22 protein-coding genes and 4 pseudogenes are annotated in these 24,902 nt (G+C 51.1%); 10 read left to right on the plus strand and 16 right to left on the minus strand.

Translation table 11 applies throughout. The features are described from left to right. Both NR177_RS09755 and NR177_RS23885 read left to right on the plus strand, forming a co-directional pair. A partial coding sequence (locus NR177_RS09755; RefSeq protein WP_256852795.1) for an integrase core domain-containing protein occupies positions 1-396 on the plus strand: 396 nt, incomplete at its 5' end. Between the two features lie 115 nt (positions 397-511). Then, positions 512-580, plus strand: a pseudogene (locus tag NR177_RS23885) (replication initiation protein); the annotation flags it as partial. Between the two features lie 236 nt (positions 581-816). On the opposite strand, the gene NR177_RS09760 reads toward NR177_RS23885, so the two are convergent. The 6 genes and pseudogenes from NR177_RS09760 to NR177_RS09785 form a co-directional block, all read right to left on the minus strand. Further along, positions 817-2,613 carry a DUF2235 domain-containing protein gene (locus NR177_RS09760; protein ID WP_256852796.1) on the minus strand — a complete coding sequence of 599 codons (1,797 nt, stop codon included), beginning with the start codon at positions 2,611-2,613 and terminating at the stop codon, positions 817-819. A 2-nt stretch (positions 2,614-2,615) separates the two neighbouring features. Beyond that, entirely contained in the window at positions 2,616-3,161 is a 546-nt protein-coding gene (locus NR177_RS09765) for a DUF3304 domain-containing protein (RefSeq protein WP_256852797.1), read from the minus strand. A 384-nt stretch (positions 3,162-3,545) separates the two neighbouring features. Then, entirely contained in the window at positions 3,546-3,761 is a 216-nt protein-coding gene (locus NR177_RS09770; RefSeq protein ID WP_256852798.1) for an MbeD family mobilization/exclusion protein, read from the minus strand. 3 nt (positions 3,762-3,764) lie between these two features. After that, positions 3,765-4,025, minus strand: coding sequence for a hypothetical protein (locus NR177_RS09775; protein WP_256852799.1), 261 nt, complete (start codon positions 4,023-4,025; stop codon positions 3,765-3,767). Beyond that, complete coding sequence (locus tag NR177_RS09780; protein ID WP_256852800.1) at positions 4,004-4,240, minus strand: MbeB family mobilization protein; 237 nt, start codon at positions 4,238-4,240, stop codon at positions 4,004-4,006. Before NR177_RS09780 ends, NR177_RS09775 begins: the two co-directional genes overlap by 22 nt. A gap of 343 nt (positions 4,241-4,583) precedes the next feature. Then, positions 4,584-5,094 (minus strand): annotated as a pseudogene (locus NR177_RS09785) (IS4 family transposase); the annotation flags it as partial. On the opposite strand from NR177_RS09785, the pseudogene NR177_RS09790 reads away from it, so the two are divergent. The 3 genes and pseudogenes from NR177_RS09790 to NR177_RS09800 form a co-directional block, all read left to right on the plus strand. Beyond that, a pseudogene (locus NR177_RS09790) lies at positions 5,092-5,520 on the plus strand (DDE-type integrase/transposase/recombinase); the annotation flags it as partial. The pseudogenes NR177_RS09785 and NR177_RS09790 sit on opposite strands and share 3 nt — an antisense overlap. A 788-nt stretch (positions 5,521-6,308) precedes the next feature. Continuing rightward, positions 6,309-7,703 (plus strand): flagellar filament capping protein FliD, encoded by a 1,395-nt coding sequence (fliD, locus tag NR177_RS09795; RefSeq protein ID WP_109717650.1) that lies wholly within the window; start codon positions 6,309-6,311, stop codon positions 7,701-7,703. Between the two features lie 743 nt (positions 7,704-8,446). After that, a complete protein-coding gene (locus tag NR177_RS09800) occupies positions 8,447-9,382 on the plus strand; it encodes a flagellin (RefSeq protein WP_109717651.1) in 936 nt (311 codons plus the stop codon). 67 nt (positions 9,383-9,449) lie between these two features. On the opposite strand, the gene NR177_RS09805 is transcribed toward NR177_RS09800, so the two are convergent. Then, positions 9,450-10,016 (minus strand): NADPH-dependent FMN reductase, encoded by a 567-nt coding sequence (locus tag NR177_RS09805; RefSeq protein WP_109717652.1) that lies wholly within the window; start codon positions 10,014-10,016, stop codon positions 9,450-9,452. Between the two features lie 301 nt (positions 10,017-10,317). Here NR177_RS09805 and NR177_RS09810 point away from each other — a divergent pair, with 301 nt between their 5' ends. After that, the gene (locus NR177_RS09810; RefSeq protein ID WP_256852801.1) at positions 10,318-10,827 is read left to right on the plus strand and encodes a GNAT family N-acetyltransferase; all 510 of its coding nucleotides are present in this window, start codon (positions 10,318-10,320) and stop codon (positions 10,825-10,827) included. Between the two features lie 81 nt (positions 10,828-10,908). Beyond that, on the plus strand, positions 10,909-11,700 hold the full coding sequence (locus NR177_RS09815; protein WP_256852893.1) for an MBL fold metallo-hydrolase: 792 nt from the start codon (positions 10,909-10,911) through the stop codon (positions 11,698-11,700). Between the two features lie 37 nt (positions 11,701-11,737). On the opposite strand, the gene NR177_RS09820 is transcribed toward NR177_RS09815, so the two are convergent. Beyond that, positions 11,738-12,148 (minus strand): MarR family winged helix-turn-helix transcriptional regulator, encoded by a 411-nt coding sequence (locus NR177_RS09820; protein ID WP_063876901.1) that lies wholly within the window; start codon positions 12,146-12,148, stop codon positions 11,738-11,740. A 77-nt stretch (positions 12,149-12,225) separates the two neighbouring features. Here NR177_RS09820 and NR177_RS09825 point away from each other — a divergent pair, with 77 nt between their 5' ends. Continuing rightward, positions 12,226-12,813: a CBS domain-containing protein gene (locus NR177_RS09825; protein WP_256852802.1), complete on the plus strand. Its 588-nt coding sequence runs from the start codon at positions 12,226-12,228 to the stop codon at positions 12,811-12,813. A gap of 288 nt (positions 12,814-13,101) precedes the next feature. Here the strand turns inward: NR177_RS09825 and NR177_RS09830 are convergent, their stop codons facing one another. Further along, complete coding sequence (locus tag NR177_RS09830; RefSeq protein ID WP_109717656.1) at positions 13,102-13,644, minus strand: chorismate mutase; 543 nt, start codon at positions 13,642-13,644, stop codon at positions 13,102-13,104. A gap of 579 nt (positions 13,645-14,223) precedes the next feature. On the opposite strand from NR177_RS09830, the gene NR177_RS09835 reads away from it, so the two are divergent. Then, positions 14,224-16,152, plus strand: a complete 1,929-nt coding sequence (locus NR177_RS09835; RefSeq protein ID WP_063877092.1) for a methyl-accepting chemotaxis protein — start codon at positions 14,224-14,226, stop codon at positions 16,150-16,152. 279 nt (positions 16,153-16,431) lie between these two features. Here the strand turns inward: NR177_RS09835 and arnF are convergent, their stop codons facing one another. Genes arnF through arnB form a run of 7 tightly spaced genes read right to left on the minus strand, consistent with a single transcriptional unit; the run spans position 16,432 to position 23,785 of the window. Then, positions 16,432-16,809: a 4-amino-4-deoxy-L-arabinose-phosphoundecaprenol flippase subunit ArnF gene (gene arnF, locus NR177_RS09840; RefSeq protein WP_063876904.1), complete on the minus strand. Its 378-nt coding sequence runs from the start codon at positions 16,807-16,809 to the stop codon at positions 16,432-16,434. Next, positions 16,806-17,129 (minus strand): 4-amino-4-deoxy-L-arabinose-phosphoundecaprenol flippase subunit ArnE, encoded by a 324-nt coding sequence (gene arnE / locus NR177_RS09845; RefSeq protein WP_063876905.1) that lies wholly within the window; start codon positions 17,127-17,129, stop codon positions 16,806-16,808. The genes arnF and arnE overlap by 4 nt, the downstream gene beginning before the upstream one ends. Positions 17,130-17,131: 2 nt before the next feature. Next, the gene (arnT, locus tag NR177_RS09850; RefSeq protein WP_256852803.1) at positions 17,132-18,790 is read right to left on the minus strand and encodes a lipid IV(A) 4-amino-4-deoxy-L-arabinosyltransferase; all 1,659 of its coding nucleotides are present in this window, start codon (positions 18,788-18,790) and stop codon (positions 17,132-17,134) included. A gap of 5 nt (positions 18,791-18,795) precedes the next feature. Further along, positions 18,796-19,689, minus strand: coding sequence for a 4-deoxy-4-formamido-L-arabinose-phosphoundecaprenol deformylase (arnD, locus tag NR177_RS09855; RefSeq protein WP_063876907.1), 894 nt, complete (start codon positions 19,687-19,689; stop codon positions 18,796-18,798). Beyond that, a complete protein-coding gene (gene arnA / locus NR177_RS09860; RefSeq protein WP_256852804.1) occupies positions 19,686-21,668 on the minus strand; it encodes a bifunctional UDP-4-amino-4-deoxy-L-arabinose formyltransferase/UDP-glucuronic acid oxidase ArnA in 1,983 nt (660 codons plus the stop codon). Before arnA ends, arnD begins: the two co-directional genes overlap by 4 nt. Further along, positions 21,668-22,648: an undecaprenyl-phosphate 4-deoxy-4-formamido-L-arabinose transferase gene (arnC, locus tag NR177_RS09865; protein ID WP_096011598.1), complete on the minus strand. Its 981-nt coding sequence runs from the start codon at positions 22,646-22,648 to the stop codon at positions 21,668-21,670. The genes arnA and arnC overlap by 1 nt, the downstream gene beginning before the upstream one ends. Further along, on the minus strand, positions 22,649-23,785 hold the full coding sequence (gene arnB, locus NR177_RS09870; RefSeq protein WP_256852805.1) for a UDP-4-amino-4-deoxy-L-arabinose aminotransferase: 1,137 nt from the start codon (positions 23,783-23,785) through the stop codon (positions 22,649-22,651). 540 nt (positions 23,786-24,325) lie between these two features. Here arnB and NR177_RS09875 point away from each other — a divergent pair. Further along, positions 24,326-24,721 (plus strand): annotated as a pseudogene (locus NR177_RS09875) (bleomycin resistance protein). Positions 24,722-24,902 lie beyond the last annotated feature (181 nt).

Below are 24,902 nucleotides of genomic sequence, written 5' to 3' on the forward strand. Positions count from 1 at the left end.
GGGATTACAGGCGTTCAGGTGACACGTATTCTGGACAGCATTGCGCTGTTTCGTGGCTATCCTGCAACGATAAGAACCGATCAGGGCCCGGAGTTCACCTGCCGCGCGCTCGAGCAATGGGCCTTTGAACATGGTGTTGAGTTGCGCTTAATCCAGCCGGGCAAGCCAACGCAAAACGGATTTATTGAGAGTTTCAATGGCCGCTTTCGGGATGAATGCCTGAATGAGCACTGGTTCAGCGATATTCTACATGCCCGGGAAATAATTAATGACTGGCGGCAGGATTATAACGAGTGTCGACCACATTCATCGCTGAATTACCTCACGCCGGCTGAATTTGCAGCGGGCTGGCGAAACGGGAAATTTGAAGAAAAACCAACTGACATTACTAACTGAAGGTTGTATCTAATCCTGGGGGCAGGTCAATACCGTGCATTACGCTCAGTAGATAGCAGTCTGTACAAAAAGCAGGCTTAGCGTAGGATATTTTCCGTTTTCCAAGCGGACCCCTAACTATCAACTTGAGTCCAACCCGGAAAGACACGCAAAAACGCCACTGGCAGCAGCCACTGGTAACTGAAATGTGCGAGAGATGTATCGAGAGTTCTTGAAGTGTGTGCCTGAGTACGGCTACACTGGAAGGACAGATTTGGTGACATGTCTCGCACAAGACTGTTACCACGGTTAGAGAATCTGCCAGGATTACCTAACCTTCGAAAAGACCACCTGCCAGGGTGGTTTTTTCGTTTACAGAACCGGAGATTACGCGCAGAAAAAAGGATCTCAAGAAGATCCTTTAAATGATCGTCAGTTCTGTTATCCCCGTGGCTCCATCCATCGCACGGAAAAATACCCGTCACTGATGCCTTCAGCACGCTGCACATCATGCACAAACCACGCATAAAGGGCTTCCGGCACGCTGTACCACATCATCGGCAGCGGCTTGCCGTCAAAACCAGCCGTGCCGCATTCGATAAAGTGACTGGCCCGGACACAGGCCGGTTCATGAATATTCTCCATAAACATCTGCGGCGGGTTATACAGCTTTCGGGTCAGTAACAGACTGGCCGCATTAGCCACATCCGACAGCCAGCCCCAGTGCTTTTTCAGGATACGGATATCTTCAGCCACCTCATCCGATGCCTGTCTGGCCTGCGGGGTAATGCCCACCAGTCCCATTGACGCACCGGGAGACGACAGAATGCCGGACTGAATACTCTCCAGCCGGCGAAGCTCGCGTTTGTACTCATAGTGCTGCTTGCCCAGCCATTCAAAATAGCTGTCCAGATGCCGGTTCATCGCCGGGTAGCTGAGCAGTTTATCCGGAACAGCTTTCTGATAGCGGCTCACCCACTGTCCGGCAGACTGGTTTTCCACCCCGTCACTCAGGTCGAAATAAGACCATACCAGGCGGTCAGTTTTGTACAGCGTGCTGAAATCAGGAAAAGGCACGGTGGCCTTCATGGCCTCCACGTACATCTTCCTCAGCGATACCCGGCACAACTCCGCGCTCGGCTTCTGTACATCAGGTTTCAGCCCGCCCCCGATATCCTCGCTGCACCCTGGCATCAGCACCTCCTGATGCTCAAAACCTTCCCGACCGGTGCGGTAAATGCACCGCCAGCGCCGCCGTTCATGGGCTGCCACCAGGTGCAGCGATTTTTTTACCGCCTCCGGCAGCGGGGACATATGCTCAAGATATTTACGCCCGAACAGCGACCCCACCGTTCCCGCCGTTTTCGCGACCGGGCCGGGCAGCCAGCTGACCGCCGACGCCGCATAATCCAGACCGTCATCGCTGCTCTCCGGCGTATCCCGCGAACAGTCAAACAGCCCGGCAAACACGATATCGACCGGGACGCCGCGAAAGGCAGGGTTTCCACCCGTTTTTTTGTCGCATACCTCACCCAGCAGCATATCGATAAACTGCCGGGCCAGCGTGCCGCCCATGTCAAAGCCAAAGACGGACACCGAAATCAGCCGTACGGGAACCTCCCCGTCTTTTACTGCATCCTCGAATGACCGAACAAAGCGCGCTTTCACGCTGTTAAGGCGCGTGTCCGCGCCGGTCACAAAGTTGTAGGCCATAAAGGCCGAGTCGCGCAGCCACGGCGTCGCCTCAATGCTCACCCGCTTCAGCGCGTTCACCGCCGAGTCCTTCAGCAGCCCCAGCCGCCCCTTCGGGGTCAGCAGCGTGTCCTTCATTTCCGTCAGGACGTCCTTGCCGCTGGCACCGCCCAGCGACGACTGAAAAGCCTCTTTCGCCATATCCGCTGGCTTGTCCTTCAGATCATCCAGCAGCGAGCCCAGGGACTTATCCATCATCCCCTGAAGCCGCTCCGCCGTTGCCTCCACAAACGGCGTACCCAGCCCGGATATATAGTGCGCCTGATATGATTCAGTAGAGGTACTTTTTTCAGGCACAGGATATGCCCGGAACAGCCTGGCAACATTGCTCAGCCGGTTATCCGGCGCGTCCTGCTCGATATTACGCCCCACGCCGTCAAAGAAAAAACCAATATGCAGCACACGTGAACAGTTCCCCAGCCGGTAGTCGCAGGAATGCTGCGCCCGATGCGCCGCCGCGATAATCGCATCCAAATCCATTTCCATAGCTATTCTCCTTTAAGAAGCTCCGAGGGGGTATAGTGCGGGCTGCGCGGATCGTAGGGCGAGAACGCGTTATCACTCCATCCCAGTAACACCTTATCTCCCGGTAAAAAGTAAACGTGCAGATCGTTCTCGCCCCGCCTGCGCTCAGGCAATGGCATCACCACCCGCCGCTGCTCCGGCCGCATCCCCGCCTCGAACTGTGGCCCGGTGACGCTGAGCGTCCAGATCACCTCGGCGGTCTTCCCGCTGATACTGCCGCAGCAGGTGGTTTTACCATTCTTACCCGCATACTTATTACCGGGGTCAAAAGCCCCGGCATTACCCCCTGCAACGCCGTTCACGCTGAACCCCAGAATGGGCCTATCAATCCGCGTGTGAATAATCAGCGTCACGCCGCCCGCCGGCGGGGCCCAGAACATCACCCACACTATCCACCCGAGCAGAAACACCACCGGCAGCGACAGCACGCCCCAGATCCATACTTTACGCCGGGCATAAAACCGGGTGACTGCCCCGTCAACCCGTTCCAGTCGTTCAAAAAAATCCATGATCACCGCCTATTATCCATTCAGACCGGCATTATAACCACGCGGGAATAACCCCTTGATGAAAATGCCATTTACCATAACATCCGTTATCGGCACCGCGAAAACAGGCTGGCGGCGTTTCCGGTGACTGCGGGATAAAACAGGCAACAAACCACCCGGAAAATCACCGGAAACGCGCCCGGTAAATGTTAACCGTCTGCATGACCATGCAGCCAGATGAATAACGCCGGATTTCATCCTGATCTCATCCTGAAAGCCCCGTTTTATCCTGTTTTTTTTACAGCGACGGGCCGTCATACCTCCGCTGCCGCTGCGAGCGTTCCGGCTCCAGCGCTTTCTGATGCTGCGCCGCCAGCGCCTGCTCCCGGTACGTCTCGATGCCGTTCAGCCTTGCGACAACCGGCCCAGCTGCTCGCTCAAACGCTGCACCTGCCTGCTCAAGTTCGACACGCGCTCGCTCAGTGCCGCGTTCTCCCGTTGCATAAGACCAGACATCGTCCGCCATTCCCCGAAGGCGTTCTCCCACTCGTCCAGCCTTTTCGAGTAGTCCTGCTGTAGCTGCTCTAATGCGCTCAGCAACTGTGTTTCCAGCTCCGTCATGTGCTATTTCCCCGCCAGTATCATCCAGCTCGAATCCTGTCCCGCTTCCGGGTTCACCCTCACGCAGCGGCGTCTCTGCTCTCCGCAGGTCGAGAGCTGCACGCCGCTGTTCCTCTCGGACAGCATGGCTTGCGTGCTCTTCTGCTCCCGGATGGTCGTGTAATTGTCGAGTATCTGCTGCCCCTGCCACCACAGAATGCCCGCGCCCGGGGCGATCAGCAGGGCGGACACCGGCACGATGGTCAGCCAGACGTGGCTGACCATCGCAGCATCCCTTTCGTGCGCTGGCTCATGGCTGAGGACAGTTTCCGGTCGTGGTCGAGAATGGCGGCGCTGATTCTCTTCTCGCTTTCGCTCAGTTCCGCTCTGACAGACTTCTCGTGCTCGCTGAATGCGGCTTTCAGCATCTCGCCGGTACTCTGCTGCTGCGCTTTCGATTTCTGCTCTAAGTCCTTCGCCAGCGTTAAAAGACTATTCATAGATGGCTCCCTTCAGTCGGATGTTTCGCCCCCCGTCCGGGTCGGCAATGCTGATGCTGCTTTTTGTAGCGCGTACCACCTCAAAACCTGCGCTTTCCAGCGCCTCAGTGACGTCCTGACGCGTTTTCAGCTCCCCGGACGAAGTCAGGGCCAGCAACCCCCGCGTAATCGCCTGAGCGGCTTCCTGCTTCGTTTCCGGTAGCGCGGACGGCGTGACCAGCGCCCGCCGGTTCTCCGGCGCGTTCGGGTCGTGCAGCCCCAGCCTGCCGTTCACGATGGTCTGCCAGGCATCAATGCGCGGACGGTCGGCGCGGTCGTAATACCGTTTTCCAAGCGGACCCCTGTTAGCCTGAAACCATCTGTTTATTCCCTTACTTTCAGGGTAATACCCTGTCAGCCACATGATGATGCTGTAAAGTGTCGCGACCAGGCAAAGCATCGATATCCGCTTTTCTCCCCAGCTTTTACTTGCCCGAAGTCCCAGACCGTAGCCGCTCACTTTTCTCATCTCTGAAGTTCTGCTCTGTTTGCATAGGGCGGCTGTATATTTTAATTATCACCCGCGGCTTATATCCCATAAGGCTGGTAAAACGCAGCCACGGCTCGCGGGCGTTTTTGCTGTACATCCTGTTCGTTTTAGGAGAACGCTGGCTGCTTTTCCTGCCGGTTGTCCGCTTATGAACGGTATAAAAATGCCCTGGACAATCACGGCTGACGTTGCGAGCCAGTCGGCAAAATCACAGATAGCATGGCTTCGCTACTTATGGCATATCTCGTGCCATCTGCCACTCTTCATCCCCGATTATCTGAAAATAGAGGCTGCCTCTGACACGTCAGAAAAAATCCCATCCCAGATATACTGCATTTACCACCTTAACGGTCTGGGCGTGAAGCGCAGACGACATCGTAAGGGCCTGGCGCCTGAGCGGCTTCCGCTTCTTCGCCCGGACCTGGTCAATGGAATTTGCCATGGATGCACTTACCAGCGAACGTAAATTTAAGTAACTGAATTTATTAGTAATTTTACAAATATGTGTCTGACGATCACCGCTGCTTTGGGTATTTCAGGCGTTCAGGTCTCGCGTATTCTGGACAGTATCACGCTCTTTCGTGGCTATCCGGCTAAGATAAGAACCGTTCAGGGACCGGAATTCACCTGCCTCGCACGGGATCAATGGGCCTTTGAGCATGGCGTGGAACTGCGTCTTATCCAGCCGGCCAAGCCGGCCCAGAACGGAGTTATTGAGAGTTTTAGCAGCAAGCTGGAAACATGTAAAAATAGAAGGTAAACAACCTGACATTACTAACTGAAGGTTGTATCTAATACAGTGGGCAGGTCATTCCATTTATTACTTTTGTAACCCTTCTCTTCACAGTTTGTGCAGGGCTGTCACTTTAAAGTGGCAGCGTTCCTACTGGCCTACGCGCAGCTGCGGCACGTGACAGCATTAGTAGAAATTTTTACTACTTCTCGCAAACCTGACGGGCATAAGGCTTTTGATGACCAAACTGCCCCCTGATACAGCGCTTTGTTAGCCTTTCGATATGAGCGGTAAATCAATGTAACAAATGTAAGGTTTCGGGCTCATAAAATATTTTATGCAGTGATGAAGACGTCGTACTTAATAAAATCATTAAGAAAGGTGCGATAACCCTACGTAATGTCATTGATTAATTGATGATAATTTTAAATTTGTATTAAGTATCACTGGGCTGTTTAGCATCCGTGCGACAAAATGCTGATCAGGAACTTATAAGGATGCTTTATAACCTTGCGTTGGAGATTAGCTGGCCTGAATTTTACTTAAGTTGCGCTGCGTGACTATAACCTGTTGATTAATAATCACGGTGTTTTACACGAGAGAATAACGGTGTCAGGAAATACGGCAAATGCTGCCATCAAATAATTACAATTTGTTATTCTGTTAACATATATTTACCGGCTTAACAAAAAATTGATAGTCGCGTAATGACAATAAACCGATTTGCAACAACCGTTAAAATCAGAAAAACACCTAATTAATGCATTGTATTTTAATCACTGGTGTCACTTCATCAGGACAAGAATATGGCAAGCATAAGCACACTTGGCGCTGGTACTAACCTCGACCTCAATACCTTATATGACAACATACAGTCAGCCGAACAGGCGCAACTGACACCCATTACCAATCAGCAAGCGTCTTATAATGCGCAACTGACGGCCTGGGGCGTGGTACAAAGTTCAATGTCGAAATTGCAGACCGCAGCCTCTGCGCTGGAAAATGCCTCCAGCATTGCGACAACAAAAGTGACCAGCTCGAATTCGGCCTTTACGGCTACGCTTGCCAGCGGTGCTGCAGCTGGAAATTATTCTGTTGAAGTTGACCAGTTAGCGGCGTCGCAGTCCCTGCTCTCCAAATCGGCAAGCGACGAAACGACCGATCTGGGCGACAGCAGCATGGCATCACGCACGATTACGATCAGCCAGCCTGGACAGAAATCGCCATTAACCGTGACGTTAAATCAGAATCAGACCAGCTTGTCTGATATCCGTGATGCGATTAACAAGCAACAAGGTAGCGTCAATGCCAGTGTGATTATGGCCAATGACAATACCTACTATTTATCCCTGACGGCGCGCGATAGCGGCACGGCGAATGCCATGACCGTAAGTACAAATGATGCCACATTGTCGCAGTACATTAACTATAGCCAGGGCGGGAGTAATAACGGTATGACACAGCAGGTTGCCGCTGAGGATGCTCAATTGAAGGTTAACGGATTATCTATCACGCGCAGCAGCAACATCGTGACGGATGCGCCGGAGGGCGTAACGCTGAATCTTAATAAAGTTAACAGCGGATCGCCTGAAACCTTATCCATTGCTACAGATACCTCGCCAATGGCGACAGCCGTTCAGTCGTATGTTGATGCGTATAATTCGCTGCAGAAAACCATCGCAGACCAGACAAACTATACCCCGGTTCAGGCAGGACAGGCGCAGAGTACAGATAATGGCGATTTGCTGGGGGATAATACATTAATGAATATCCAGACCAGTCTGCGCAGTCAATTTTCCGATCCTCAGGGTACAGGAAATATTCAGGTACTTTCTCAGCTCGGAATAACGCAGGACGATAAAGGTGATCTGACGGTAGACAGTACGAAGCTGAATGCCGCCTTAACCAACCAACCCGCAGATGTTTTAAGCTTTTTGACGGGGGATGGAAAAACAACAGGTTTCGCCACGCAGGTGACCAATAAACTGAATGATATGCTGGCAAGTAACGGCACAGTATCAAATGCGACGACGGGGATTAACACCTCGTTAAAACAGTTGTCCGATCAGTACAATACCGTCAACGATCAAATCACGGCGGTGATGGCACAGTACAAAACGGAATTTACCAATCTGAGTACGCTGGTCTCTTCAATGACGCAAACGGGTGATTATCTGTCAGCCCAGTTCGCGAAAATGTAACGCCTGCCTCACGCCGTTTTGCCACAAGGCTGAACATCCTGCCTCTCATGCTGATGGTGCTCCTGCGCCATCAGCATTTATCCATTATAAGGCCCTGATTTTATCTGGTATTAGGTTACTTCCTCAATAGCACTTTTTTTATCGCATCCGTAAGCCATGAATTTGGCGTAACTCTTTATCCAGAACCTCGTCGCATTGCCGGGCCAATATCCATTAGGCGAATGCTCGCACGCTGACAAGACACATCGCCTTTGTCATAAGCCAAAAACTAATGCAGAATTTTTTATGCCGCGCGGTATCGTCAACGCCACTGCTTTAACCTCGCGCCTGGACAAACCTCATTAACGTGAGTATTGGTTTTTATATTCCGTTAATGATATATCTTACCCAGTATATTTTTAAATATTTAATGCAGTTTCTCTAATGAAAGCATCTTTTAGAGAAAAGGTCGCAGATAAACGCTTTGTGGAAAACTGAGTAAAGCCTTTAATCATCTGTGCTTTTTAAAGCCTCACGCTGTAACAAAACGTTTTTAACCTTAAGGAAGTTGGTTTTTTGGTTGGGTTTTGTGTGGGGTTATAATCATTTCTTTCCGGGTAATTCTTATATTTACAACTGAGGTTTTACAACAAAATACTTATTCAATAATTAATCTTATCTGGCTGTTTTTTATTAAAGTTTAGCAGGAAGGGTTCGATAATAATAATGCGTAAATAATACGTTCTCATAAGAAGGAATTTACCATGTCAGTCATCAACACTAACGTCCTGTCGTTAATTACTCAAAATAACCTGAATAAGTCTCAGTCATCTCTCGGTACGGCGATTGAGCGCCTGTCATCGGGTCTGCGCATCAACAGTGCCAAAGATGATGCCGCTGGCGAAGCCATTGCTAACCGCTTTACGTCAAATATCAACGGTCTGACGGTTGCGGCGCGTAACGCCAATGATGGGATTTCGTTGTCTCAGACGGCTGAAGGCGCGCTGGATGAAATAAACAACAACCTGCAGCGCGTCCGCGACCTGACTGTTCAGGCGCAGAACAGCTCTAACTCAGCCTCTGATATCGACTCTATCCAGGCCGAAGTTAACCAGCGTATGCAGGAAATTGACCGTGACACGAAACAGACGGATTTCAACGGCATTAAAGTGTTGAACACGGGTTCTGGCAGCAGCACTTATAATTTCCAGGTCGGTTCTCAGGATGGACAGACTATCGGTATCACCATTAGCTCAAGTGACAGCTTCGATTTGGCTGCAGCGGGTAACGCCTCTTCAGGTACTGTGCAGAACACCAGTGTGACAACCGGGCAGACGGTTAATGGTACAGCCCGCAGCACCGCGGCTATCGGCTTCGACGTGCTGAAAGGTGCAGTCACTGGCGGTAGCGGCGGTAGCGCTTCTGGCAGCACACCGTTGGCGGATATCGATAAAGCGATCAAGGCCGTCGACAGCCAACGTAGCCTGTTGGGTGCGTCTCAAAACCGCTTTGAATCTACAATCAGCAACCTGAATAATACCGTGACTAACCTGACTGCTGCACGTAGCCGTATTCAGGACGCGGACTATGCGACCGAGGTATCAAATATGTCACGTGCGCAGATCCTGCAGCAGGCGGGTTCATCTGTACTGGCACAGGCCAATCAGGTTCCACAGACCATGCTGTCTTTACTGCGCTAATCCTCAATTTAAAAACCACGCTTTTTTTAAGCGTGGTTTTTTTCAGACCGCCTGCGGTGAAACCAGGCTAATTAACTTTGCGGATAAAATCACTGAATGCCGCTAATTGCCTGGCCAGATGCTCAAGCGTGCCCTGCTCAATCACCTTACCCGCCTGTTCATCAACTTTATTCTGAATGACACCACCCATAAATTCCGGTTTGTTCAGTACCATGGCGTCAAGAAACACCAGAATTTGACGCAGGTGATACTGGCAACGCGCGCCACCGATCGCGCCCATGGAGCTGGTCTGAATCGCCACCGGTTTTCCCGCGAGCGGCTGATTGGGAACGCGGGATAACCAGTCGATCGCATTTTTCAATCCGCCCGGGACAGAATAGTTGTACTCCGGTGTGACGATAATCACGCCATCTGCCAGACGAATCTGTTCAGCGATCTTTTCAACAGGGGCAGGAAATCCTTCTTCTTGCTGAATATCGGCGTCGTAAAGTGGAATATCACGAATGGATGGAAGCGCCTCAATCAGCACGCCCTGTGGGGCCAGTTGCGGTAGCGCCTGTGCAATCATTGCGTTGTACGAACCTTTTCTCAGGCTTCCCAGTAGCGTGACGATTTTCAACGGTTTATCAGACATCATTCTTCCTCTTTTTGATGGCTAAAATCATCCCCGAAAACCTGGGGAAGCGTATGCGTATTCTATGCGATTAGAAGCAGGTTTTTTATGAGAATGTGTTAGCTGGCTTTATATTCCGCCTCCACAGGTACATCGTGCAAAATCACATAGCGCCAATCCAGCGTGCCGCCATTGCCTGCTGTCGGCAGTAAACGTGACATTGTTAAAATGGCCGCGGGCGACGTGGGATACAGTAGGGAACACATCGAAGAGGTGGGCGTGATAACGCGCCACCGCAACACCGGTTCAGGAGGGAAAGAGCATGGTCAGTTCGGATAAATATGTCATCAGGCAAGCAACGTCGCAGGACCTGGCAGGCATCACTGCCCTGCTTCAGGAAAACTCAGCGGGGAATGGCGGAACGCTGAACGGGGATTTTCCTGGCGAAAAGGTTGCCGGGATGTTGAATCATCCGGGGGCCTTTGTGGTGGTCGCGCAATCCGCCGCTGGGATCGCCGGCGTGTTATTTAGCACCACATCGTTCCAGCAAGGTCCGGAGATCGTGAAAACGATGCTTCGTGCCTGGCCGCCCGCGCAGCAGTGCTGGATTTACGGCCCGGTCTGCATCAGCACGGTCGCCCGTGGTCAGGGCTTACTGGCGCGCTTGTACGATGAAATGTGCCGATATTACGGTAATAAAGCCCCCGTTCTGTTTATTCAGGCTGACAATTATCATTCCATTCAGGCTCACCAGCGCCTTGGAATGCGTGAAGTGGGACGGTTTAGTCTGAACGGCAGCGACTTTTTGATATACAGCCCGGCATGTTTTTAGACGTCTGTCCTCGCACAAATTGAAATCTGCACCGGGTAAAAACGCTAAAATTAATCTGAATGGTTAACGGGAGCGACCGTGATGATTAAAATTTGCCTCACATGCGGCACGTCTTATCAACAGCTGGATGTTCAGATCGCGCACTGTAAAATTTGTGAAGATGAACGTCAGTATGTCCCTAAACAGGGGCAACAATGGATTTCACCTGAGGCACTGCATGCAGGCCACAGCAATAAATGGTATCAGCATGAAAAAGCCTTGTTGAGCCTGAAAACGGTGCCAGGATTTGCTATCGATCAGCGCGCTTTTTTAGTGAAAGGCACACAGGGCAACGTCCTCTGGGACTGCATACCTAACCTTGATGATGCGACGATTGATATTGTTCACGCGCTTGGCGGCCTTAGTGCGATTGCTATTTCTCATCCTCATTACTACAGCACGATGCAAGACTGGGCGGCGGCTTTTGATGCGCCGATTTATCTGCACGCCAGCGATAGCGAGTGGATTATGCGCGACAGTCCATACCTGCGGTTATGGGAGGGCGAGGCAAAAGAAATCATGCCTGAAGTGACACTGTTACGTTTAGGAGGGCATTTCGACGGTGGCACGGTGCTGCACTGGGCGAAAGACGATGGCGTCTTACTGTCAGGCGATGTCGTGCAGGTCACGGCTGGCGCGAACGCCGTCTCCTTCATGTGGAGTTACCCCAATATGCTCCCTTTGCCGGCGGCTAAAATCAGCGACATCGCCGTCCGCCTTGAGTCCTATGATTTCGAACGGCTTTACAGTGCGTTTGAAGGACGCGACATTGCGCCCAATGCGAAACAGGTCGTGATGCAATCTGCACAGAAATATATCGACTGTTTACGGTGAAACACGCCGCTATTCTGCCGCCACGTTTAAGGCTGTTTTAGCCACCAAAATCATCGACCAGATTCACCAGCAAGGGCTTTAAGGTTTTCAACTCTTCTATATGCGCCAGAGACAGCGCCTCAAGCAAGCCTTCTGCCTGAGGCGTTAATTTTAGGGCCATCCTACGTTGATCGGCGGCATCCGCTTCGCGGGTAATCAACCCCGCTTCCTCCAGCCGACTAATCAGTCCTGATGCGCTGTGCGGTTTTAAAATCAGCCGCTCGGCAACGTACCCCACCGTCGCGGTTGCCGCTCCTGAACCGCGAATGGTCAGCAGTGCCTGATGCTGCTGTGGTGTTAACCCAACGCTGCGAGCCTGACTTTCACTAAACGCGATAAACGTGCGTAACGTCGCGCGGAAGTTTGCCAGTAAGGCGTAATCAGCATCTTTCATCTTCGGCTGTGACATGCAATAACCTTTTGTCATTAAATCCAGGTCGCGATGCGATGTAAATTCCCCGCCTTGACCTTGCTCAGGAAGACATTATGCAGGAGCTCGCTGTCGATTTACCTGCCAGGCTCAAATTAGCCGACCACACTGTAACGAAACGCGTCATTATACTGACTTTAAGGGGATTGCTGCCAGGCGCGGGTGGTGCTTTCGGTGCCATTGCCTTGCTTAAGCTCATTGCACTGATGACGAATGTGTTCTGGTACAAACAGTTTTCATTTGCAGAAAACCCGATGCCGGGAAATGCCAGCGCGCTGCATATTCTGGCCGCACCGGTTATCGGCAGTCTTATCATTGGTGCCATCGCCCGCTTTGTTCATCACATCGAGCAGGAATATACGACCAATACGCCAGAAACCACAAAAGCCCGGCAAATTATGTCAACGTCGCCCGCGACGTTGGATGCATCGCTCACGCTGAGTGAGGTCATTGAACGGATGTCAGATCGCCATGCACATCATCATTACCCGGTGGTCGTGTTTTTATCTGTAGTGTCGCGTAAAGACAGGACTCACTGGCAAAGGCAGAACAAGTCACCAGACAGTCGTTGGCAAGATCTGGTGGAAGATGAAAAACCTGTCAGTACCTGCCCGGATACGGTGTGCAGTCAGATTGCAGATTAGGAAATCGGTATTGTCGTCGTGACGGTGCCACAATCTGGCAAGGTGGTTGGGGTGATCACGCGGCACGATATTTTCCGGGTACGTTATCTCGCCCGACAGGCTGAGCATGATAAGGCGCGCTATTTACGATTTAGGACAATAAGTGATAAGAGCCGCCAGGCTAATTAACCGGGCGACATTTTACGCTATCCGCCTTAACGGGCGGATAGCGTGTTAACGATGGCATTGCGAAAAGTATGAGAAGGCGTTCATAAGTATTCAACGTGCTTGTCGGCCCGTTGCGACGCGTTAGCCTTTGAGTTTGATTTGCTCAAGCCCCTGTAAAACGTGGTTGATATCGTTATCCGTCAGATGCTGGACGTTGAGTTGCTGATGCAGATGGGTCAGCTCATCTTTTGTGAAACCACCCTGTGACAGTTGCTGATTGATGGCTTGCAAAATTTGTCCGTCTAACAGGTTAATTTGCTTCCTCAGGTCTGCCAGATCTTTTGCGGGCGGCACGGAATGAGGTGCGCCCAACCAGTCAGCCAGATAACGATACTGAATCGCTTTGCTGGCATCCATTAAACCCTGAAAAAACACCGTCACGGACTGCGGATCAAGCCCGGCTTGTGCCGATTTCTCCTTGGCTTCTGCCAGTACATCCTGCTCTCGCGCCAGGTCTTCAATCGGCTTATTGTGGGTTTTTTTGAAGGCGGCGACATCCTTCATTAATAACATTCTCTCATGAAGCGCACGCGAGAGTTGCGAAACGGGTTCTGACGCCGACGGGGCAGCAGCAGCAGAGCCGCAAAAAATTAACGCAGCAAGAAGAAAGGTCATATATTGCATGTTTGGTTAGCCTGTTTCCAAATAGTTGAAAAAGATTAATCAGATTAAACGTCCCTCTCATTGATGGAGTGTCGGTGAAATATTATTTAATCTCTGTAATTAACTAATACAAATTATAACCAGAATGCTACATAACAGCTAACACATGTTAAGAGAAGTTAACGTATCTTTTGTGGATGATTCGGTTTCGCCAGTGATTATTAAGCCTTTAAGCTGTTAATTTACTGATGGAGCGCGGATTTATATGTATGTTATTGATATTAAAATAATTATTAGTTGAGCTTCCGCTTAAAATCATATTAAATATTTATGCTTGCATTGGCCATAAATGTAAAAGTATGTCAGCAAAAATCCGCCATAAATTATTCGTTCCCTAACTATCCTGGCCCTTACTATTAACACCAAGGCCTGAAATAGCCATAAAAATCCACATAAATGCATTGATGTCTCAATTGTGAATTTATATTTCAAAATGTCTTTAAAGTTTTCATTGTGGCAGTCGATAAGTTTTATTAAGCAGTGTGGTTTAAAAACAGGCTGCAAAATAATATTTCTGTATCGGCCTATCAGGGTGAAATTATGTCTATTACGCGTACGTTTTCCGATATGAAAATGGGTAAAAAGCTGGGGTTGAGTTTTTGTGTGCTGATTGTTGCCACTCTGGCTATTGCTCTCTTAGCGTTTAAAGGCTTTCAAAGCATCAAAGAGAATGCAGCAAAGCAGGATATTACTGTTGATATGGTCAATGCTCTCAGCAAGGCACGCACGAACCGTCTGCTGTATCAATATACTAAAGATGATCAATATGCTCAGGTTAACGCCAGTGCACTCAACCAGTTAAGCACCCACTTTGATAAGCTGAAAAAATTTGACTGGAACAGTGAAGGCAAAGAACAACTCAGTGTATTAGGCACCGCTATACAAAACTATCAGACGCTGCGGCAGGCATTTTACAGTGCGGCGAAAAGCTCCTCAGCGGCGGCTACGTTGATTCAGGATAATGATCTCCTCTCTCTCGGACAAAGCCTTGATGGACTGAATCTTTCCGCTCAGCCCGAAGCGATGCTACAGGTATTGCGGTTGGCCTCACTCCTCAAGGAAATTGCGGGTGATGTAGAACGCTTTATTGATAAACCCAGTGAGTCCAGCAAGACCGAAATTTATGGCAACATTACCTCTGTCGAACAGATACGTGCTCAGCTGTTAGCGCTTTCTGTCCCCGAAATCCAGGCGGTGTTGAATACGCAAAAAACGGATTTAGCGAAACTTAAACAGGGTTTCGTGGATTACATTGCCGCCATGGGTAAGGAATCAACGGCATCGACGGAGCTCAGTGCTACAGCAGAAAAGCTGAATGGATATGTGGCTGGACTCTTTAACTATCAGGCGTCTGAATCCGCTGACGCATTACGTAGTGCTGAAAGCCAGATCGCAATCGTTGCGGCTATTTGTGTTCTGCTTAGCTTGTTAGTGGCCTGGCGCATCACCGTCTCAATTACTGTTCCGCTAAAAGAAACCCTGAGCGTTGCCCAGCGTATCTCTGAAGGCGATCTCACTGCTACGCTTTCAACCACGCGTCGTGATGAACTCGGGCAGTTAATGCAGGCCGTCAGTGTGATGAATGAGAGCCTGCAAAACATCATCACCAACGTGCGCGACGGTGTGAACAGCGTGGCACGCGCTTCCTCTGAGATCGCCGCCGGTAATATGGATTTGTCATCGCGCACTGAACAGCAGTCTGCTGCCGTGGTGCAAACTGCTGCCAGTATGGAAGAGTTAACCTCAACCGTGAAGCAAAATGCCGAGAACGCCCATCACGCCAGCCAACTGGCAACGGAAGCGTCCGTGAACGCTGGGCGAGGCGGTGACATCATCCGTAACGTTGTCACCACCATGCAAGGTATTACGACCAGTTCGGGTAAAATTGGTGAAATCATCAGCGTCATCAATGGGATTTCCTTCCAGACGAATATTCTGGCACTCAACGCGGCTGTTGAAGCGGCACGAGCCGGTGAACAGGGCCGTGGTTTTGCGGTCGTGGCAGGCGAAGTCAGAAACCTTGCTCAGCGCAGCTCCGTTGCGGCGAAGGAAATCGAAACACTGATTCGTGATTCGCTGAACCGCGTTAATGAAGGCTCAACGCTGGTCGATCAGGCGGGAAGCACAATGGATGAGATTGTACTGTCTGTGACCCAGGTGAAGGACATCATGAGTGAAATCGCTGCAGCCTCCGATGAGCAAAACCGCGGAATATCGCAAATCGCTCAGGCCATGACGGAGATGGATACGACAACGCAGCAAAACGCCGCGCTGGTTGAAGAGTCTTCGGCCGCCGCCAGCTCGCTGGAATCCCAGGCGGAAGAGCTGGAGAAAACCGTCGCTGTCTTCCGTGTGCCTGCGAACAGAAGTGGTATGTCCATCAGCCACAGCGCACCGAAGTCTGCACCTAAGACGCTGATCTCTCCACGTCAGCCCAGCACGGCAGAAGGTAACTGGGAGACTTTCTGAGCCTTGCTAAAACAAACGCCGGCTTTATGCCGGCGTTTGCCTTCCTGACGCATCTGCAGTCAGCATGACTGTCCAGCCCGTCTGATTCCCGTTGAACAAAGAAGATCAATCCCTTCTCCGTATCATTCAGGCGAAAGCGCCCTTCTCCATCCGAATATGCTGACTGCGCGGCCAAAGCGTCGCTTTGCTCCCGCCCTCTCGCTGCCCAATGTCCAGCAAAAGCGCCCTGCCATTAGCCAACAGCAAGGCTGATTTATCTGCCGAGAGACAGAGCGGTACTCAGGCTGTTTTTCCAGGTTTAACGCACATACAGAGTAATCCGGCCAATATCAGAAACACGCCCGCCATCGCGCCTGCATGGAATGGCTCAGCGAACAGCGGAAGGCTGATAGCCAGGAGCCATACCAGTACGTAACTGATGCTTAGCAGCGGATAAGCCCGACTCAGCGGTAGATGGCGTAATGCTAAAAACCAGCACACCATTGAGCAGGCATAAGCCGTTAATCCGCCGCACAATACCAGCAGCGGTAGCCAGTGAAGGGAATAGTGCGTCATTAGCAGAGACAACGCGGGCAACTGGTGCATTGCCCAGCGCAGCATCAACTGAGCAACCGTCACCAGTAAAACGCTACACATTGCCAGCAGATAGCCCGTCATGCATAACTCCCTATGATAGCGACGCCAGCGACAATCAGGACGGTGCCAGCCCATTGCCAGCGGGTCATTTTTTCATGCCAGATAAAGCGTGCAGCCAGCGCCACTAAGATGAAGTTGATACTTAGCATCGGGTACGCCAGGCTTACCGGTAAACGCTGCAGCACCAACAACCAGACGATCATCCCCAGGCCCAACATCGCCAGGCTGGCAATCAGCCAGCCGGTGAGTTTAGCCCGGTTTGTTTGACGCGCCGCCTGCTTTTGGCAGAGCTGACCCGCGCAGGTCAGCAGGCTGGTCAGTAAGACCAACAACAGGCTCACGGCTACTCCGCCGCGTTATATTGCAGCAGAAGCATCCGACCGTTGCGATAAACGGCATCCGCTGGCGGCAAATCTGTTGGTGTGGCTTCTCCTCGATCCAGCATCATAATAAGCGAGACATTGCCCTGTTTACGGTGCGCCTGAAGCCACTGGGGGAAATCTTCGCTGCTGACATAGGCTGATCGTGCGTCAGGGAAGCTTAAGCCATATTGCAGTTCGCCTTTTTCACTGTATGCAATGATATCGCTGCGTTTCATTGTCCAGGCGATCGCCGATGACACACCCGAATTATCACTTAAGATATAGCGGCTGTTAGCAAGGCTGCTTTCAATACTGCGAATAAACACCTGCGGCTGCTTGGTGTTTTCAACCCCTTCAGGGATGGCTGAGCCGACACACAGCGCCAACGTTAAAGGACACAGTGCCGCGGCCAGCCAACGATGTTGTGGCGATTTCAGGCTGAAAACGCCCACGATGGCCCAGCCGGCAAAGGACAGCACGGCCATCGTCAATGCCAGCAGTTGGTGTGAACCATAAAGAGGTCGATGGCTTAATCCCCAGGGCGCAAAGACCACTAACAACGCCACGACGCAGACGCTACCAAAGAGGACATTGATCCACGCGTTGACTTTAAACACGCGCGTGTGATTGCGGGCCTTTTGCCAGGCATACTCAGCCATCAGCAAGGCCAGTGGCGCAAAGCAGGGCAAGATATACGTTGGCAGTTTGCCTTTTGCAATACTGAAAAACACCAGAGGAATAACAACCCAACTCAGAAGATAAACTGCACCCGGGGACTGCTTACGTTCACGCCAGCCCGACCGCAATGCCCCCGGCAGCAGCGCCAGCCAGGGCAGTGAGCCGGCAACCAGAACAGGCAGGTAATACCAGAAAGGGGCTTTGTGCTGCGCATTATCTTCGGCAAACCGCTGAATATGCTCAACCCAAAAGAAGTAATGCCAGAAATCAGGCTGCTGTTGCTGAATGGCTATCGCCCAGGGCGCGCTGATTAACGCCGCACTGATTATGGCAAGGGGGCCATAGATAATCAGTTCGCGGAAACGCTGATTCCAGACGGCCCACGGCAGGATAGCCAGTACCGGCACGGCCAGCGCCAGAAAACCTTTGGTCATAAAACCCATGCCGCAGGCCAGCCCCAACAACAGGTAACGTACGATACGTTGCCGGGTGTTTTGCGCCTCAGTGGCAAACCAGTAGCTGCACATGGCAGCCACCATCCACAGCGTCAGCATCGGGTCCAGCACAGCATAGCTGCCAATGCTGTAAACCAGCAGGGACGTTAAAAAGATGACGCTGCCCGTTAAAGCAACGCTACGCTGGACAAAAATACGGCATCCCAGCCAGTAAATTAATACCGCGCTCATCAGCACAGAAAAGACGGAACCAATCCTGACCGCAAAGTTATTGTGACCAAAAATGGCCTGACCCACGGTATTGATCCAGTAACCCGCTATAGGTTTTTCAAAATAACGTAGACCAAAGAAGTGGGGCGTAATCCAGTTACCGTTTTGCAGCATTTCACGGCTGATCTCGGCATAGCGTGATTCATCAGGCTGCCAAAGGTTACGGAACTCCAGAGGAACTAAATAATAGAGGATAAAAAGTGAAACCAGTAAAAGGGTCTTTTTGGTGGCAGTCATGGTGCTTACCTTGTTAAATTCTCACAACCCAACCAGCCTTCCCGGCCAGCGATATGACCACGAACAACCTTACCCACAGGTAAAGTATCAAGGTCTTCAGGTAAGAGTTCGCTCAGCGGACAAAACTGTATTCCTTGCGCACGGGCACGCTGCAACAACGTATCAAAAGCATCGAGCTGACTGATACCTTCCACTTCGGCATGAATGGTATAAACCGGCGTGCCCTGATCAGCCTGAATTTTTTCCAGAATATAATCGTTGAAACGCTCGGCACTGAGCGTGGGTCCGACCACTTCATCCCATGTCGGTAACGTGACGGGGATCTGGACCGTACCCAGTTCGCCGTTTCTTAACTGCGGTCGAAATGGCGCCGTCCCGCGACAGTCGCTGTTGTACTGGAAGCCAAAGGTTTCTTTAGCCTGAATAACCCGACCATCTGCCCGCCAGCCAGCCACTGCTGAGCAGGTCACTGGCTGACCGGTTATCGCCTCCAGCGCGTCGCGGCCCATGGCTATCTGCTGAATGAGCTGCGGCTCTTTCCAGACACCCGCCCAGGTTTGCCAGGCAAAATGATCCCAGGCATGCAGACCGACCTCATGGCGATCGGCGGTTGAGCGAATGATATCGCTCATCCCTGCCCCGATCCGCTTTCCTGGCCAGGCCGTTCCGGCTAACAGAATGTCCCAGCCATAAAGTGATGCTGCGCGTGAGCGCAGCATTTTCCACAGAAAGCGCGGTTTCATCAGACGCCATAAATGGCGTCCCATGTTGTCGGGTCCGACACTAAAGAAAAACGACGCCTGAAGATCATGTTTATTGAACAGATCCAGGAGCGCGGGGACGCCAAGTTTTGTCCCGCGCCAGGTATCTACATCAACACGCAGACCAACTTTCTTCATTCCTTGTCGTCCTGAAGCTCAACGGTACGCAGGAAGAAGTCGAGTGTGTTATCAATCGTGGTGTTCATTTCCACAGTTGGCGTCCAGCCGAGCAGGCGTTTTGCATTACGGATGGATGGCTTACGGTGTTCAACATCCTGATAGCCCTTACCGTAATAGCTGCTGCTTTCCACTTCGCGGAAACCGGCAAACGGTGGGAAGCTGGCACGCAGTGGATGACGTTCAAAGCTTTCCAGCAGGCGTTCGGCCAGCTCTTTGATACTCGCTTCGTTATCCGGATTACCGATGTTGATGATTTGTCCGTCGCAATTATTGTTTTTATTCTCAATAATTTTAAACAGCGCTTCTACACCGTCGCTGATATCGGTAAAGCAACGTTTCTGACGGCCACCATCAAACAGCTTGATCGGCGATCCTTCCACCAGGTTTAAGATCAGTTGTGTGATGGCGCGTGAACTGCCGATGCGCGCCGCATTCAGGTTGTCCAGGCGCGGGCCCATCCAGTTGAAAGGACGGAACAGGGTGAAGCGTAGCCCTTGTTTTTCACCATAAGCCCAGATGACGCGGTCCAGCAGCTGCTTGGAAACGGAGTAAATCCAGCGCTGTTTATTAATCGGGCCGACAACCAGATTGGAGTGATCCTCATCGAAGTTTGCATCGGTACACATGCCGTACACTTCAGACGTCGATGGGAAAATGATGCGTTTGCCGTACTTGACACAGTCACGCACGATTTTGAGGTTTTCTTCAAAATCCAGCTCGAAAACGCGCAGCGGGTTACGGGTATATTCGATCGGTGTCGCGATGGCCACTAATGGCAGGATGACATCACATTTTTTGATGTGATATTCGATCCATTCAGAGTGAATACTGATATCGCCTTCAACGAACTGGAAGCGCGGATGACCGACAAAGCGGCTAATCGCATCTGAACCGATATCCAGGCCAAACACTTCAAAGTTATCGTCCTGCAACAGACGCTCGGTCAGATGATTACCGATAAAGCCGTTTACGCCCAGAATCAATACACGCGTACGACGTTTAACGGCTGCAACGGCCTGGGAATACAGCAGCGCGCCATTCACCATGCCAAGATGCTGAGCCAGCTGGATACCGTTCATGTAAACGCTATTGGCGGTCTGTCCGGTCTGAATCTCCAGTGCGCCCTCACCGCAAGCGACAACGAAAGGCTCCGCAGACAGCACGGTGCCAGGACGGACATTATGCGCGGTAGATAATACTTTTGCTTTCCAGACCACGAATTTGGTGGTGCCAGCAAAAGCAAAGGCGCCCGGCCATGGGTCAGTTACCGCACGCACCAGATTATTGATTTGGCTGGCTGGCAATGCCCAGTTAATCCGACCATCTTCAGGCGTGCGGCGAGCCACTACGGTGGCTTCCGCTTCATTTTGCGCGGTGCCGACGATATTGCCCTGCTTCATGGCAGGCAACGCGCTTTCCAGCAGCTCAGTGGCGCAGTCGACCAGTTTGCGGTGCAGCGTTAGTGCGTTATCTTCATCGGCGATGGCGACACGCTGCTGAGCAATGATCTCGCCCGCATCCGCTTTTTTAACCATGCGGTGTAAGGTGACACCGGTTTCGGTTTCTCCGTTAACCAGCGCCCAGTTTAACGGTGCGCGTCCGCGATATTTTGGCAGCAGTGAACCGTGAAGGTTAAAGGCACCCTGCTTCGCACTGTTCAGAATCTGATCGCACAGCAGGTTACGGTAATAGAAAGAGAAAATCACATCGGGTTCAGACGATTTGATGCGATCGATCCACAGAGGATGGTTAACTTCATCCGGAGCATAAACCGGGATAGAATTTTCAGCCGCGATTCGCGCCACTGAGCCAAAAAAGTGATTTTCTGACGCCGTGTCGGCATGGGTATAGATGGCGCTGATGGTGTAACCTGCTTTCAACAGCGCATTGATGCCCGCACAACCCATGTCGTGATAAGCGAAGACGATAGTTTTCATTACTCGGTTTCCTGTACAGAACGGTCTTTCTGAGGATTGATAACACGTTGAATAAAATAGCGAGGTCTGGCACGGACATCGTTGTAGATACGGCCGATATATTCGCCAAGCAGCCCCATGCCAATAAACTGTGCACCTATGAATATGAACAGCACGGCAAACAGCATAAAGACGCCATCACCAGCCCAGGCTGCGCCAAAGCACAGACGAAGCAGAATCAACACCAGGGAAAAGGCAAACCCCGTCAGTGCGATCAGGCTGCCGAGGACGCTCAGCATGCGCAGTGGTGTGGTGGTGAGGCAGGTCACCAGGTCATACATCAGGTTAATTAAGCGCATAAAGCTGTATTTTGAATCGCCATGCTCACGCTCAGCGTGCGTCACGGGTAATTCAATGGTGCGCCGTGCAAAGGTGTTAGCCAGAATTGGAATGAACGTACTGCGTTCGTGGCAATTCAACATGGCATCGATAATGTGGCGGCGGTAAGCCCGCAGCATGCAGCCATAATCGCCCATCGATTTGCCGGTCACGCGCTGAATCATCTGATTGATAGTGCGTGAGGCCTGACGACGGAACCAGCTGTCCTGGCGGTTCTGGCGCACGGTTCCCACAACGTCGTAGCCTTCCTGAGCGGCAGCAACCAGACGCGGGATCTCTTCAGGGGGATTCTGTAAATCCGCATCCAGCGTGATAATCAAATCACCGCTGACATGGCTGAAGCCCGCCATAATGGCAGAGTGCTGACCGTAATTTCGGTTAAGCAACACAGCCACAATATGGCTGTCCGGCAGTGAAGCTGCATCCGCAATCATCACGGCGGAGGCGTCCTGGCTACCGTCATCGACCAGCAGGATTTCATAGTCCAGATTAAGGGTTTTACAGGCGTCATTGGTACGCTGAATCAACGCCGGTAAACTCTCCTGCTCGTTATAGACCGGGATAACCACCGATACTTTTTCAATCTCTTTATCGTCGAACATTTAAACCCCAGTCAGTCCACGTAGTGCGCTGATAACGCGTTCAACGTCATCGTCGGTCATGTCGGGAAACAACGGAATCGAACATATACGCTCGCTGTTCCACTCGGTGGCGGGCAGTGATAGGTGCGGATAGTGTTCACGGTAATATTTGTGAGTATGCGCCGCCCGGAAATGGAGACCGGTTCCAATGTCCTGATCTTTAAGCTTCTGCATCAGCGCATCACGGGAGAAACCGCATGCCTGCTCATCAACACGAATGATGAACAGATGCCAGGCATGTTGATGCTGCCAGGCTGGCGGAACCAGCGGTTTGAACGGCGTGTCTTTGAGCGCCTCCTGATAGCGTTGCGCAATGGCCGCCCGGCGCTGGTTAATTTCAGGCAACTTTTCGAGCTGGATCAGCGCAATAGCTGCGCTGATATCAGGCAGGTTGTATTTGAACCCAGGCATGATGACTTCAGCCTGTGGCTGACGGCCGTGGGTTTGTCTGTCAAAGGCATCAACGCCAAGACCATGAAACTTCAGGCTGCGAATTCGATCGGCAAGCGCGGCATCATCCGTGACGACCAGCCCACCCTCAGCACAGGTCATATTCTTGATTGCGTGGAAAGAAAAAATCGCATTGCCATGTCCACCAACATGCTGGCCTTTGTAGTAAGTGCCTGCGGCATGTGCGGCGTCTTCGATGACCGGAATCCCGTGGCGTTTACCGATAGCATAAATGGCATCGATGTCGACAGGCGCGCCGGCGTAATGGACAGGGATGATGGCTTTGGTCTTAGGGGTTATCGCCGCTTCAATGGCCTCAGGCGTTACCATCAGATTATCAACGTCGATATCAATCATTACCGGGGTTGCGCCCAGCAAGGTAATAATGTTCAGAGTAGAAACCCAGGTCAGCGAAGGGGTAATGACCTCATCACCTGCCTTGATGCCCAGCGCCATTAACATCACATGCATACCGGCTGTTGCAGACGTCACGGCAATAGCATGTTGATTCCCGGTCAGCTGGCAGAATGCACGTTCCAGTTCGGCACATTTTGGCCCGGTAGTAATCCATCCAGATGCAAACACATCACGCACTGCAGACAGTTCAGCTTCACCCAAAGAAGGTCGTGAAAACGGAAGAAATGCCATTAAGTAATATCCTTAAACTGTTTTGCAATTTTTCCAGAAAATTGAGCGCAATTTTGAAATAAAATAATGAAAAAAATGTCGTTTAACGTTCATCAAAAATCGCCAACATCTGCGAAAAACAAGCAAAATTATTAAAATCTGCCTGGTGAAATAAATTATTAGCAAAACCTTTATTTCATACCGGTATCAAATCATACGCCCGCAACCTTAACCGAACATTAAACACCTTATGTAATTAACAAATTGACATGATATTTATCACTTTTACCAGACTAATCACTTTAAATAAACAGATATGTTTGACAGTTGCGTGAAGGTACTAAAAAGAGGTTTTTGAGGAGCGGGTTCAGTATGTGCGGTGGTTGACAGAGGCTTTCATATCGTTGAAAGTTAGACGGCAGAATCCTGTTGTTATTTAAAAAAATAGCGTTGCGGCAATTGCTGAAAAAAAATGCAAGTCGCATTATTTTATTTATTTACATAAAGTTACCCGTAACCATGTGCGCCGAAAACGTAGCTGATACTCTCTACTGGAACCCTATGGTTCCCGAGCTGACCGTCGCGGACTTTGCCGCGTCTTATGCTTTTTATGTTGACGTTATCGGCTAGAAAGTCAGGATAAGACGTGCTCAGCCGGACTTCGCCTATTTGTGTTATGGTGAAGCACAGTTAATGATTGAGCAGATGCATGAAGAAGGCTGGCAGACCGCAAAATTGGCCCGACCTCTGGGACGGGGGATCAATTTTCAGATTGAAGTAGCGGATATCGACACGCTCTACAATCGACTGCTTACGCACGGAACGCCCCTCTTTCGTCCCCTGCGCGAAAATTGTTATCACACCGGCGCTCAATATGAATGTCAGAAAGAATTCCTGGTTCAGGACCCCGACGGCTATCTTCTGCGATTTTGTCAGCCTGGCGGTGGATCACCTTAGCCGTTAAACGCACGGACTTTCAGCAGACGCAGCACTGAAATTCGAGGTTAGCGCAAACGTCATATCATCACGCAGGTCACTGCGACGTTGTCGTTCTCAGCAGCAAACTTTTCACCGCAGTTAAATCCTCCCAGTACGTTGCCAGGAAGAAGTGTTGCCACTCTCCCTGTGTTTCCGGCTG

It is taken from the genome of Pantoea sp. Fr+CA_20, from assembly GCF_024520835.1.
In the GTDB taxonomy this organism is placed as follows: domain Bacteria; phylum Pseudomonadota; class Gammaproteobacteria; order Enterobacterales; family Enterobacteriaceae; genus Pantoea; species Pantoea allii.